General features: G+C 42.0%; 11 protein-coding genes. 8 read left to right on the top strand and 3 right to left on the bottom strand.

Going from position 1 to position 12202, the window contains the following annotated elements:
* The first annotated feature begins 2 nt into the window (after positions 1–2).
* From recF to lgt, 3 genes are read left to right on the top strand one after another with little or no spacing between them, the layout of a single operon-like run.
* On the top strand, positions 3–1079 hold the full coding sequence (gene recF, locus Q8L79_RS02840; protein ID WP_305267846.1) for a DNA replication/repair protein RecF: 1077 nt from the start codon (positions 3–5) through the stop codon (positions 1077–1079).
* Between the two features lie 43 nt (positions 1080–1122).
* Positions 1123–3591, top strand: a complete 2469-nt coding sequence (gene gyrB / locus Q8L79_RS02845) for a DNA topoisomerase (ATP-hydrolyzing) subunit B (protein WP_305267847.1) — start codon at positions 1123–1125, stop codon at positions 3589–3591.
* 2 nt (positions 3592–3593) lie between these two features.
* Positions 3594–4382, top strand: a complete 789-nt coding sequence (lgt, locus tag Q8L79_RS02850; protein ID WP_305267849.1) for a prolipoprotein diacylglyceryl transferase — start codon at positions 3594–3596, stop codon at positions 4380–4382.
* A gap of 180 nt (positions 4383–4562) precedes the next feature.
* Here lgt and Q8L79_RS02855 read toward each other — a convergent pair whose 3' ends face one another.
* Positions 4563–5267, bottom strand: a complete 705-nt coding sequence (locus Q8L79_RS02855; RefSeq protein ID WP_305267850.1) for an MBL fold metallo-hydrolase — start codon at positions 5265–5267, stop codon at positions 4563–4565.
* A gap of 168 nt (positions 5268–5435) precedes the next feature.
* Positions 5436–6035, bottom strand: a complete 600-nt coding sequence (locus tag Q8L79_RS02860; protein ID WP_305267852.1) for a DUF6875 domain-containing protein — start codon at positions 6033–6035, stop codon at positions 5436–5438.
* A gap of 717 nt (positions 6036–6752) precedes the next feature.
* Between Q8L79_RS02860 and Q8L79_RS02865 the strand changes: the two genes are divergently transcribed.
* The 3 genes from Q8L79_RS02865 (at position 6753) to Q8L79_RS02875 (ending at position 8974) form a co-directional block, all read left to right on the top strand.
* Positions 6753–6914, top strand: a complete 162-nt coding sequence (locus tag Q8L79_RS02865; RefSeq protein WP_305267854.1) for a hypothetical protein — start codon at positions 6753–6755, stop codon at positions 6912–6914.
* Positions 6915–7464: 550 nt separating this feature from the next.
* Entirely contained in the window at positions 7465–8298 is an 834-nt protein-coding gene (gene thyA, locus Q8L79_RS02870; protein WP_305267855.1) for a thymidylate synthase, read from the top strand.
* Between the two features lie 61 nt (positions 8299–8359).
* Positions 8360–8974: an inorganic pyrophosphatase gene (locus Q8L79_RS02875; RefSeq protein WP_305267857.1), complete on the top strand. Its 615-nt coding sequence runs from the start codon at positions 8360–8362 to the stop codon at positions 8972–8974.
* An 84-nt stretch (positions 8975–9058) separates the two neighbouring features.
* On the opposite strand, the gene Q8L79_RS02880 is transcribed toward Q8L79_RS02875, so the two are convergent.
* Positions 9059–10075 carry an asparaginase gene (locus Q8L79_RS02880; RefSeq protein WP_305267859.1) on the bottom strand — a complete coding sequence of 339 codons (1017 nt, stop codon included), beginning with the start codon at positions 10073–10075 and terminating at the stop codon, positions 9059–9061.
* Between the two features lie 516 nt (positions 10076–10591).
* Between Q8L79_RS02880 and Q8L79_RS02885 the strand changes: the two genes are divergently transcribed.
* On the top strand, positions 10592–11392 hold the full coding sequence (locus Q8L79_RS02885) for an ABC transporter permease (RefSeq protein ID WP_305267860.1): 801 nt from the start codon (positions 10592–10594) through the stop codon (positions 11390–11392).
* A gap of 89 nt (positions 11393–11481) precedes the next feature.
* Complete coding sequence (locus Q8L79_RS02890) at positions 11482–12147, top strand: ABC transporter ATP-binding protein (RefSeq protein WP_305267862.1); 666 nt, start codon at positions 11482–11484, stop codon at positions 12145–12147.
* Positions 12148–12202 lie beyond the last annotated feature (55 nt).

Genomic DNA, 12202 nt, shown 5'->3' on the forward strand with positions numbered 1-12202 from the left:
TTATGAGTTTGTTGAAACTGGATATTTACGGAGTTAGGAATATCCAAAAAGAATCTATCAACCCTTCGCCGGCGATTAATCTTGTTGTTGGAGAAAATGCCAGTGGAAAAAGCGCACTCATTGAAGCTATTTTTATTTTGGGAAGAGCGAAATCTTTTCGTTCTTCAGCGATCAAGTCCGTTATCAATTTTACACAAAATCATCTGGTAGTTTCAGCGCAAATCTTGCAGGAAAATGGGAGTCGCTTGCATTTAGGGATACAACTGGATGGTAAAAATATTGAAATTCACATCAATCAGCAATCAACACAAAAACGCTCGGATCTGGCTTATGCATTGCCATTGCAGCTTATTCATCCCAAAAGCTATGAATTACTCGATGCCGGATCCCAAATCAGAAGAGAGTTTTTAGATTGGGGCGTTTTTAATAATGATCAAAACTTCTTACCTGCCTGGCGCAGATTTAAAAAAGCCTTGTCCCAACGCAATGCACTGTTAAAAACAAGACGACTTGAACAACTCAATGTTTGGGATAATGAACTTGTGTATTACGGTACAATAGTCGATAGCTACCGTCAGCAATATTTAGAAAAATTCAAGCCTGTTTTTATTGAGATTATCAGCAGATTTCTCGCCCTTGATGGAATCGACTTGCGGCTTGTGTCCGGTTGGGATACGGCTAAAGAATTCAGCCGGGTTTTAATTGAAGACCAAGACAAAGACTTACGCTACGGATTTACCCATAGCGGACCGCATCGAGGGGATTTTCAATTATTGGTCAATAACCGGTTAGCAAAGGATTTTGTGTCACGCGGCCAGTTAAAGCTATTGGTTATGAGCTTAAAATTGGCACAGGTTCAGTTGCTTGCCAATGAACAGAGCCAGACCGGCTGCATATTGATTGACGATTTCGCAGCTGAACTTGACGTAGTTAACCGTGCTAAATTATTGCGCTATTTGTCAGAGATGGCATGCCAAGTATTTATAACAGCTACAGCAACACAAGATTTTGGCGATTTAAGTCAGATAAAAAATTACAAAATGTTCCACGTGGAACATGGCACCATAAAACCCGTGTAATGTTCCACGTGGAACATTCGCAACCAATAGGAAAAAAACAATCATGAGTAACTCCATTGATCAAGTTGTCGAAACGTCAAGCCAAACAACGGCCGCTATAATAACTGCCGTGCCTGAATACGACAGCACTAACATTCAAGTGTTAAAAGGGTTGGATGCTGTAAGAAAAAGACCGGGCATGTATATCGGTGATACGGATGACGGTTCCGGATTACACCACATGGTTTTTGAAGTCGTTGATAACTCAATTGATGAGGCCTTAGCAGGCTATTGTAAAGAAGTCAGGGTGATTATTCACAGCAATGGCTCAGTCTCTGTTTCTGATGATGGCCGGGGCATTCCGGTCGATATTCATAAGGAGGAGGGAAGATCGGCAGCAGAAGTTATTATGACGGTGCTGCATGCCGGCGGTAAATTTGATGACAACGCTTACAAGGTAAGCGGCGGTTTGCACGGCGTTGGGGTCTCGGTTGTGAATGCCTTATCCGAGGAGTTGAATCTTGAGGTCCGCAAGAATGGTCAGCTTTATAAGCAGCAGTATCGTATGGGTAATCCTGTTGCTCCAATGGCCGCAGTAGGGTCTGCCGAAGGCTCCGGCACTTTAATAAATTTTAAGCCCAGTACGGAAACGTTTACCGATGTCGAGTTTCATTACGACATCCTGGCGAAAAGACTTAGAGAATTATCCTTCCTGAATTCCGGCGTACGCATCAGCCTGGAAGATGAACGTACAGACAGACAGGATGTATTCGAATTTGAAGGCGGCATAGGCGCTTTTGTTGTGCATTTGAATAAAAACAAAACGCCGTTATTTCCAGAGGTATTCCACTTTACAGCGGAAAAGGAAGGTGTTGTCGTTGAAGTGGCTATGCAGTGGAATGACTCGTACCAGGAAAACGTTTTTTGCTATACCAACAATATTCCGCAGCGTGATGGCGGCAGTCATTTGGCCGGTTTCAGGGGCGCTTTGACACGAACCATCAATCAATACATCGAATCCAGCGGTTTAGCCAAAAAAGAAAAAGTACAGACTACCGGCGATGATGCACGGGAAGGTTTAACCGCAGTGCTTTCAGTTAAGGTCCCTGATCCCAAGTTTTCCTCACAAACAAAAGACAAGCTGGTTTCTTCGGAAATTAAGCCGATAGTCGAATCGACGATGAACGAAAAGTTACAGGAGTTTTTGCTGGAAAAACCGCAAATAGCCAAAGCCATCGTCGGCAAGATTGTCGAGGCCGCCCGTGCCAGAGAAGCGGCCCGTAAAGCGCGTGATTTGACGCGTCGTAAAACCACGCTGGATATTGCCGGATTACCGGGCAAACTGGCGGATTGTCAGGAAAAAGATCCCGCATTATCCGAACTGTTCCTGGTGGAAGGGGATTCTGCGGGCGGATCGGCAAAGCAGGGCAGAGACCGTCGCACCCAAGCTATCCTGCCGTTAAAGGGGAAAATTCTTAACGTCGAGAAAGCCCGCTTCGACAAAATGATTTCATCGGAAGAAGTCGGAACATTAATTACCGCGTTAGGCTGCGGCATAGGCAAGGACGAATACAATCTGGCTAAATTGCGTTATCACCGCATTATCATCATGACCGATGCGGACGTCGATGGATCGCACATCAGAACCTTGTTGCTGACCTTCTTTTATCGCCAATTGCCCGAGATCGTTGAAAAAGGCTATATCTATATTGCCCAGCCGCCGTTGTATAAAGTTAAAAAAGGCAAACAAGAGCATTACGTTAAAGACGATGCCCAGTTGAATGAATACCTGATTCAACTCGCCTTGGATAAAGCCCAGCTTTTTACCGATGTATCGGCGCCGCCAATTCAAGGGCAGGGCCTGGAAAAACTGGCTAAACTGTTTACTGAAGTAGATGGTATCAATAATCGCTTATCCAGACGTTACGATGAGATTTTTCTGGAACAGTTTGCCTATATGGATGTGATCAGCGACGAGCTCAAGCAGGATCAGCAAAAGCTTGCCGCTTGGTTTGTCATCATGGAGAAAAAGCTGACAGATTGCGACAGTAAGGCGATATACACCATTGAGCTGGACTACAAAACAAGCAATGATTTTTCCGTCGTGGTTAACAAGCGCCTGCATGCAATCACTAAAACCTTTGTGTTGCCGTCAACCTTTTTCAATGGCAAGGATTATCAAAAAATTGCGCAATATGCAGCGGATACAGCTGGCATGTTTAACGAAGGCTCATTCATGCAAATGGGCGAAAGACAGCAGCCGGTCAGCAACTTTAAACAGGCTTTTGAATGGATGATGAAGGAAATCAAAAAAGGCCAGCATATCCAGCGTTACAAAGGTTTGGGTGAAATGAATCCCGAACAGCTGTGGGAAACCACGCTGGATGCGAATAACCGCCGTTTGCTGCAAGTCAGGATCGAAGACGTGATTGCTGCCGATGAGATTTTCACCACGTTAATGGGAGACGTGGTCGAGCCGCGTCGGGACTTCATCGTTAAAAATGCGTTGGATGTAACTAATCTGGATGTTTAATTATGCTGAATTTTCCACAAATTGATCCCATCGCTGTAAGCTTAGGCCCGGTAAAGATTCACTGGTACGGCCTGATGTATCTGATCGGTTTTGCCGCCGTGTGGTTTTTAGGGCAAAAACGCGCCGAACAACCGTGGTCGCCGATTAAACCGGAAGCCATAGAAGACTTGGTTACTTACGGCGCGTTCGGCGTCATTCTCGGCGGCAGGATCGGCTATATCCTGTTTTATAATTTTGAAGGATTTCTCAGCAATCCGCTGATCCTGATTAAAATATGGCAGGGCGGCATGTCCTTTCATGGCGGCATGTTGGGTGTTTTTATCGCGATGTGGTTATTCGCAAAAAAGCAGCAATGCAGCATGTTGCAATTGACTGATATTATCGCACCGCTGGCGCCTATAGGTTTGGCAGCCGGTCGTATCGGTAATTTTATCAATTCAGAATTATGGGGCCGACCCACCGATGTGTCTTGGGCAATGGTCTTTCCTAACGGCGGCCCGTTAGCCCGTCATCCTTCGCAATTGTATGAAGCCTTTTTAGAGGGTGTTGTGCTGTTCGCCATACTCTGGGTGTATTCCAGCAAACCGAGACCGGTTATGGCTACGACCGGCATGGCACTGTTTTTTTATGGCTGCTTTAGATTTTTTGTGGAGTTTTTCAGGATGCCTGACGTGCAATTAGGCTATATAGCCTTGGACTGGCTGACTATGGGACAGATACTGTCAACCCCGATGATCTTGATCGGTGCTACTTTATTCTACTTTGCGCATAAAGCCAATGTCCCAAAATAACTAAACAACCATCAGCTAAAGCTTATTGCCTTATTTGATTAGCAATATATTTCAATCAAGCCCAAGTATTAAGTCAATGGATAGTATAAATAGAACTGTCCATTGCCTAAAAAATTGGTTAGTGTCCTGGCAACGCGTTCAGTTCCAAGCGGGCTTTTAATAAGTTATGAATGTGAATAATTACTCAAAGTTTAAATTTTTTAATGAGTCTATATAAAAATCAATATTATCTGATAGCCCTGATCCATGCATTGGTAAAATAATTTCTATTTCATTTTCATTTATTTTATTTAAAGCATTAACTAGATGAGTATGCGAAGGTAAATAGTCATCTTTTTTTATTGAATCAACTATTTCTGAAATGCAATTGTTCGTATTTATACCCGTAAATTCGCCGCCTTGTATGAACAGATCAGAAGAAAATAATATTTTTTGTTCGACCCAATAAACGACTAAGCTATCCCATTGATGAACATGTTTTGTATGTATAAACTTTAAAGAGCATCCTTCAAAGATAGATATAATCTCATTATCTTTTACGGGTTTTGCTTTTGTATTAAAAATATCATTTAAACCAAATGTGCAAATAGGATGAGCATATATATTTACTTTTTTATTTGATACCTTTAATATTTCAGGCACAGCTCCCATTTCATCCGCTTCGAAGTGCGGTACTATTATATTTTCTATGTTTTCAGGAAGTAACCCAATAAATGTCATGTTTTTACATAACTCATTGAAATTTTTTCTAAAGCCGGTTTCTATTATGGTTATATTTTTATCTTTTGATACTACTATAAATTGATTAAATGATAGCCCTAATTTATCTATATATAGAGAGTTAACATAAAGATTTTCTTTTATTGTATATATTTTTGATAGCATAATAATATATGATGATATTTAAAGTTATTATAAGTGTTGTAAGTGCCCGTTCATTATTAGTTTGAAAACGAAAATATCAATTCTCAGTAACGCATCATCAACCAATAACTTACAGATCGACCCGGACAAGATGAAGAAAGGGGAGTGCTTATCCCTATCCCTGTTTAATTATATCGATTTATTACGCTCCATAAGTTTTTTTAAAAAATCCTCCCCTCTTTTTCCGAAGTGCTGTAAATATTTTTCTATAAAATAATTATTTGACATTAAAAAAGCAATATCAGTTATTGCCATATTTCTGATAGCCAAGAAGCTTATAGGGCTATCAAGAGGGAAAAAGTTATCATTCCAAAGTCCTTTTTCTTTGCATCCAGGATAAAATTGTCCAATCATTAAACTTTCTTCGACAAATACTGGTTTTAATTCATTTTGGATTAATTCAATTTTATTATATTCACTTTTATTAATATAAGGGTAAGCGTTTATTATTACTTTATAATCTTCATTATTATCAATTTTTAGTTCTTTAAATAGTCTAATTTGATTGGTTATTTTTTTTATCTCATGCTCTTTATCCAAGTAAAAAGAATTCTCTAATGTAAAGTAAATGCTATCTTTATCAATGGCTTCTCTAGCGAATGGGCAAACATTGCCTGTACGTCCTAATGATGGATGAGGGTTACATAAGAATTCGCTTATCCAGTTTTTTATACTGTTTAATTCTTCCTTATTGCTATTTTTCCATGACAGTAATTCAGATTGATTCATATTGGTTTTTAATAATATTTTTTAAGTTGTACACCAATACTAAGTTTCAGAAAGAGCTTCGTTTACATTCTTGGCGTAGCGTAGTGTGTTGATAAGCAAATATCGATGACCAACGGACTTCATGAGAATCATTAATATGGGAATCTAAAAAGGCTTTTATCGGTGTCTAATATTTTGAAAAAATTTAAAAAACCCAAGATAAAACGGTAGTTTATTCTGAGAGATTTCTCTATGTGATCTTAACCGTGATTTAATTAGTAGTTGATAATATAGACTCTGCTACGACAAAATATCTATTGGTACGAATACTGATAAGGGATAACAACTATCGTGCAACGCTCTGTCCATGAGGCGGGAATTGCAGGGATACCGAACGTGAACTGTATCTATACTGTACAAGCGCTATGTTTAAACAGACCGAAAGTTTGCTTAATTTTGATTCTGGATGAAACGGGGAAGTTCAGTTGATTAGCTGACGTCCGCCGCAAAAAATCATCTAACGGCCCAGGCCGTGTCAAAACGCACAAGCAAAATCTAAAGCGGCGGCATTTACTCCATCTACTTGTCAAACATGGTAAAATTTCAACGGTTAGCACCACTTCGTAGTGTAATTAAGGTGATAATCAGTTTATGATCTCCATCAGAGTGAGGGATTTTACGTTTTGACGCAGCCTCGGTCCAAAGCTGACACAGGTGTTTATTTGGAAGATAACGTTCGTGGTAACGGGCAAAACCCTGTTGATCAAAGAAAGCGTCAATGCCCGGTCTATCTATTGGGATATTTGCTTGGCATTTATTGCGCTGGAAGCCTTGATTAAAGCATTCAAGCAGGCTTTTTACAGAATCTACCCTCAAGTTCCAGTGGGATCGATAGTGTAATTTTGAGTGTATGTGTCTACCATTTAAACAGGGTTGTTCTAAAGGAGCGATTTCCAGGTGCATCAATAAACAGCATCGGCATGTTTATGCAGTCTTGGAAAAAAGTTGGCGATAACCGTTATTATGATGTGATTCTTATCGCGAGTTCGGCGATTACGTGGCCGATTTAAACCCAAGCAAAATTTAATCCAGCATCTGGATTAAGTGGACAGTTATGCACAAAAATCCAATAATTTATTGAAGGAGACGACATAAAGGTAATAATCCACTTGATTAGCAAGCTGCTTCAGCTAGCACCGTCATACTGGCAGGGATGCCAGTATCCAGAGCCAGGGATGGTAACTTTACCGATACCGCTGTGGCATGATTTAGGCTTGATCCCAAGCCATAGTCTCACATCCATGTGACTGGATTCCGGCATCCCTGCCAGAATGACGAGCTTTTTGGCGCTAGCTGAAGCATCTTGCTAATCAGGATAATCCATGTCGAGATAACAACACCAAACTGACCCGTAAATTTTGTTAAAAACCAATAGTCATGAAAAAAACGCATGAAGCAATATTTAGAATTATTCGATAAAATCCTGGCTGAGGGAAACCCAAAAGGCGACAGAACGGGTAGCGGCACGCTGTCGATTTTCGGTCACCAGATGCGTTTTCCGCTGGCGGAAGGGTTTCCGCTGGTTACCACCAAAAAGATACATTTAAAATCAATAATTTATGAATTAATTTGGTTTTTAAAAGGCGACACTAACCTGAATTTTTTGCATCAGCATAATGTCAACATCTGGAATGAATGGGCTGATGAAAACGGTGAGTTAGGCCCAGTGTACGGTCATCAATGGCGCTCGTGGCCGACACCGGACGGTCGGCATATCGACCAGATTCAGCAAGTTATCGACCAACTTAAAAAAACGCCCAACAGCCGCCGGATTATCGTTTCCGCCTGGAATGTCGCGGATTTGCCGGATGAAAGTATTAGTCCCCAGCAGAATGTGGCGCAAGGCAAAATGGCTTTGGCGCCTTGTCATGCCTTTTTTCAGTTTTATGTGGCCGACGGCAAGCTGTCTTGTCAGCTTTATCAGCGCAGCTGCGACACGTTTTTGGGTTTGCCGTTCAATATAGCCAGTTACGCCTTGTTGACGCATATGGTTGCCCAGCAGTGCGATTTGGAAGTTGGCGATTTTATCTGGACCGGCGGCGACGTGCATCTTTACCTGAATCATCAGCAACAGGCTAACTTGCAGCTAACCCGCAAGCCTTTCACGCTGCCGACATTAAAAATAAAGCGTAGACCTGAATCGATATTCGATTATCAATACGAAGATTTTGAAGTCATCGATTATCAGGCTCATGAACATATCAAGGCACCGATTTCTGTTTAGTGATTTAGCGCTCAAGACAGAAACAGGCATTTCCCATTTTTAAACAAATGAACCATTACTCATGAATATACAATACAAAGCGCATCCCTGGCACGGCATTAGTCCGGGCAATCATGCACCGGACATCGTTACGGCCTTTATCGAAATTGTTCCGTCGGATACCGTTAAGTATGAAATCGACAAAGAAACCGGGTACCTTAAAATCGATCGGCCGCAAAAGTTTTCCAACACGGTGCCCACGCTTTACGGCTTTATTCCGCAAACCTATTGTGCGGATCGGGTTGCCGAATATGCCGAATTAAAATCGGGTAAATCGGTTGCCAAGGGCGATGGCGATCCGCTGGATATTTGCGTTTTGAGTGAACGCAGCGTGACGCATGGCGATATTCTTTTACAGGCGATTCCCATCGGCGGTTTTCGTTTGCTGGACGGTGGCGAAGCCGACGACAAGATTATAGCGGTAATGAAAGGCGACGAGTTTTACCGGCAATGGAACGACGTATCAGACTGTCCTGAGTCTTATATCAACCGTCTGAAACATTATTTCCTGACGTATAAACATCTTCCGAGTGAAAAGAGCTCCTGCGAAATAACCAATGTTTATGGACGGGAAGAAGCGCATGAAGTGATTAGACGAGCCATGGACGATTATCAAAATCATTTTATTGCTGAATAACGGCGTCCGCGATACTGTTCGTCATTCCCCGTTTCTATGACGAACAGCCGCAAAATAATGGCTCTGTAGACTCATTAACGGTGACTAAAGGTGTTCCCCGGCAATATCTTCGATAATAAAATCCATTATCTCCTGCTTATCGTCAAAATTCGCATAAGCCAGCAGCAGTTTTACATAAGCGGCTTCAATCGACATATTCCAGATTATTTTGGCACCTTGTTCAATTAAGGCTTGGGTGCTTTGGTAAGCGTCTGCTGATTTAATCGCCGGAGCCAGATAAACGGTGATGCCTTGTTTTTCGCAGCGTTTTATAAACTCAAGCAACGAATAGTTTTCACCCCATTGCAATGATGCACAGGCAGTTCCGGAGTGATATAAATCATGCAAAACGGCATCGACATCGTCCAGGTTAAATCTGGCGTAATCGAGTCCGGGATAGGGCTTTACCATTAAGATGCGGTCGGAAAAATCGGCCTTTAACGGAATACGCCGTGCTGACGTTTGTTGTGTCGGGGGATTTAATAATGAAAACTGCCGGTTTTCAAATTGCATGTAACTTTTACCCTGAACGCTGAAAAAATCGCCGCTTAACTGTAAAGAACAGGCCAGGCGGTTGCCTTGATGCAGTTGGGTCGTTTGTTGGTGGTTTCGATAGGGGACAAAAACGCCGGTTCGGTTTATTTGCCGGATAAATTCAACAGCGCAGATAAAGTTTTCAAGTCCGTTGGCTTTAGGATGATCCAATGGATAATCGCTGGAAACCAGCAGCATCGGAATTTTGGCGGCATGAAAATAAAAACTCAACGCACAAGCTGTATAAGCCAGGGTATCTGTGCCGTGAGTCATGATGATACCGTCATATTGATCGGGCCGGGCGGCTTCAATGGCTTCAATGATGGTTTTCCAGGCACCGGGCGCAAGGTTCTCGCTTAAAACCTGTAGAGGCTGAATAGTGTCGAAATGAATTTGCCGGTGATTTTCGTAATGTTGTTGAAACTGCCGGATTAGTTTGAATGATGTGGTATCGGAGGTATTAATTGTGCCGTCAATTGCAACAGAACCGATAGTACCGCCGGTAAATACAACCAGTATATTTTTCATAGACTTATTATTTTGTAGTGACTTGATAGTAAGAATCAACTGTTTATAGCGTTTTTAAGAAAACGGGATAGAGATATGAAAGACGGCGATAAATTTTAAAGTGATTCTTAATCAATTGGTTACGTTTTCATGATGGTTCACCGAGATTTTAACAGAAATCCCTGTTTTCTTTCGAATGAAGAATCACCAAATAAAATTTGAATCGAATAAGTTGTATAGTTTGCATCAATAGAGGTCAATATTAGTTTATAACGCATCAAGAAAAAGAGCTTCACTGAGGTGGCGTTTATTATCGATAAATACCATGGTGCTCAAACTATTCAAAAACTGAATGGCTCTGTTTCAGGCTGGCACCGACCCTCAGCCTCAGACGGCATAACCGATACGAATGGTAGGAAGGGCGTAGTGATCAAGGTAATGTACTGGCTTCGTTGATTCCGGCAATTTAGACTTCAAAATGAATACCCCTCAATTAGCGTATAATAAAATATTATTGCAGATATCTCAGTGTTTCTAATGCGCAACAGCTCAATAATTATCGCCTTATCGGACATAGCTTTAGCAATAAGACGTTATTCCATGGTTGGAATGCTCGGGTGGCAGGATGTTCGCCAACGTTATCAAAGGTCGGCCTTGGGGCCGTTCTGGCTCACCATTACTATGGGCGTAATGATTGGCACCATTGGGATTGTTTTTGGGCAAATTTTCAACTCTACCATGGCTGATTTTCTGCCATTTCTTGCCACAGGTATAATTTTTTGGGGGTTCATATCTTCAGTCATTATCGAAGGATGTACCGGTTTTATTGCAGCGGAAGCGATTATTAAACAGCTCCCCATCCCTTTATTTGTTCATGTCTTACGCATGATTTGGCGTAACATATTAATTCTGGCTCATAATATTGTAATCTTTCCGCTCGTATTTCTCGCCGTTGGCAAGCCATTGAGCTGGATAGCATTTATTAGCATCCCTGGCCTTTTGCTGGTCGTTGTTAATTTGACCTGGATTGCCCTTGTTCTAGGAATTCTTTGTGCAAGGTATCGTGATCTTCCACAAATTGTTGGAAGTATTCTTCAAGTTCTATTCTATCTGACGCCAATCATGTGGATGCCGAACCTTCTACCGCAACGAGCGGGTCTTTATTTGCTCGATTTAAATCCCGCCTATCATCTGCTTGAAATTGTTCGTGCGCCATTGCTAGGACAATTACCCCCTGCGATAAACTGGGAGGTATCACTAGGGTTGGCATTGGTTGGATGGAGTCTGTCGATAATGGTATATGGCCGCTATAAATGCCGTATCGCTTACTGGCTATAGAAAGAACCATGGCATCTATCGAATTTAACAACGTTTCCGTTGATTTCCCTATATACAACGCACATAGCAGGTCGCTCAAGAGGCGCCTGATGCAAGTTGCAACAGGTGGACTACTCGGCGCTGATCGGCAAGGACGAGTTGTTGTCAGAGCATTGGAGGGCTTGTGTTTCACCCTTAAAGATGGCGATCGTGTTGGGCTTTTAGGACATAATGGCGCAGGCAAAAGTACGTTGCTTCGCTTGCTCTGTGGTGTCTACGAGCCTTCATCGGGAAGTGCGTGTGTTAAAGGTGTGGTTGGGTCATTAATTGACATTTCCCTCGGGATCGATCCTGAAGCTACCGGAAGAGAAAATATCTATTTTCGCGGCGGACTGCTAGGAATGACCAAGGCTGAAATCAATAAACAAATCGACGGTATTATTGAGTTTTCGGAACTAGGAAACTTTATTGACATGCCGATGCGTACGTATTCAAGTGGAATGCACCTTCGTTTGGCATTTGCAGTTTCGACTATTCTACGCCCTGAAATCCTCTTGATGGATGAGTGGTTATCGGTGGGTGATGAAAGGTTCAAGCATAAAGCTGAAAAGCGCATGGCCGAGTTAGTCCAAGCCACGAACATCCTTGTTATTGCCAGTCATTCACGCGAGATTATTTTACAAACCTGTAACCGTGCTATCTGGCTTGAGCACGGTAAAATCCGAATGGATGGCGATGTCCATACCGTTGCAGAAAATTATTTTACGAACAGCTAGCTTGCTATCTGTTTAGTCCCACAATTGAACTGTCATAGTCAATCCGTAGTTTATT

Origin of the sequence: Methylobacter sp. (genome assembly GCF_030680395.1) — a bacterium.
Lineage (GTDB): Bacteria > Pseudomonadota > Gammaproteobacteria > Methylococcales > Methylomonadaceae > Methylobacter_A.

Excerpts from the sequence above, each read along its gene's own strand:
- thyA (WP_305267855.1), top strand. The coding sequence starts at position 7,465 with ATGAAGCAATATTTAGAATTATTCGATAAAATCCTGGCTGAGGGAAAC.
- lgt (WP_305267849.1), top strand. The coding sequence starts at position 3,594 with ATGCTGAATTTTCCACAAATTGATCCCATCGCTGTAAGCTTAGGCCCG.
- Q8L79_RS02860 (WP_305267852.1), bottom strand. The coding sequence starts at position 6,035 with ATGAATCAATCTGAATTACTGTCATGGAAAAATAGCAATAAGGAAGAA.
- Q8L79_RS02880 (WP_305267859.1), bottom strand. The coding sequence starts at position 10,075 with ATGAAAAATATACTGGTTGTATTTACCGGCGGTACTATCGGTTCTGTT.
- Q8L79_RS02885 (WP_305267860.1), top strand. The coding sequence starts at position 10,592 with ATGCGCAACAGCTCAATAATTATCGCCTTATCGGACATAGCTTTAGCA.
- Q8L79_RS02855 (WP_305267850.1), bottom strand. The coding sequence starts at position 5,267 with ATGCTATCAAAAATATATACAATAAAAGAAAATCTTTATGTTAACTCT.
- Q8L79_RS02875 (WP_305267857.1), top strand. The coding sequence starts at position 8,360 with ATGAATATACAATACAAAGCGCATCCCTGGCACGGCATTAGTCCGGGC.
- recF (WP_305267846.1), top strand. The coding sequence starts at position 3 with ATGAGTTTGTTGAAACTGGATATTTACGGAGTTAGGAATATCCAAAAA.
- gyrB (WP_305267847.1), top strand. The coding sequence starts at position 1,123 with ATGAGTAACTCCATTGATCAAGTTGTCGAAACGTCAAGCCAAACAACG.
- Q8L79_RS02890 (WP_305267862.1), top strand. The coding sequence starts at position 11,482 with ATGCAAGTTGCAACAGGTGGACTACTCGGCGCTGATCGGCAAGGACGA.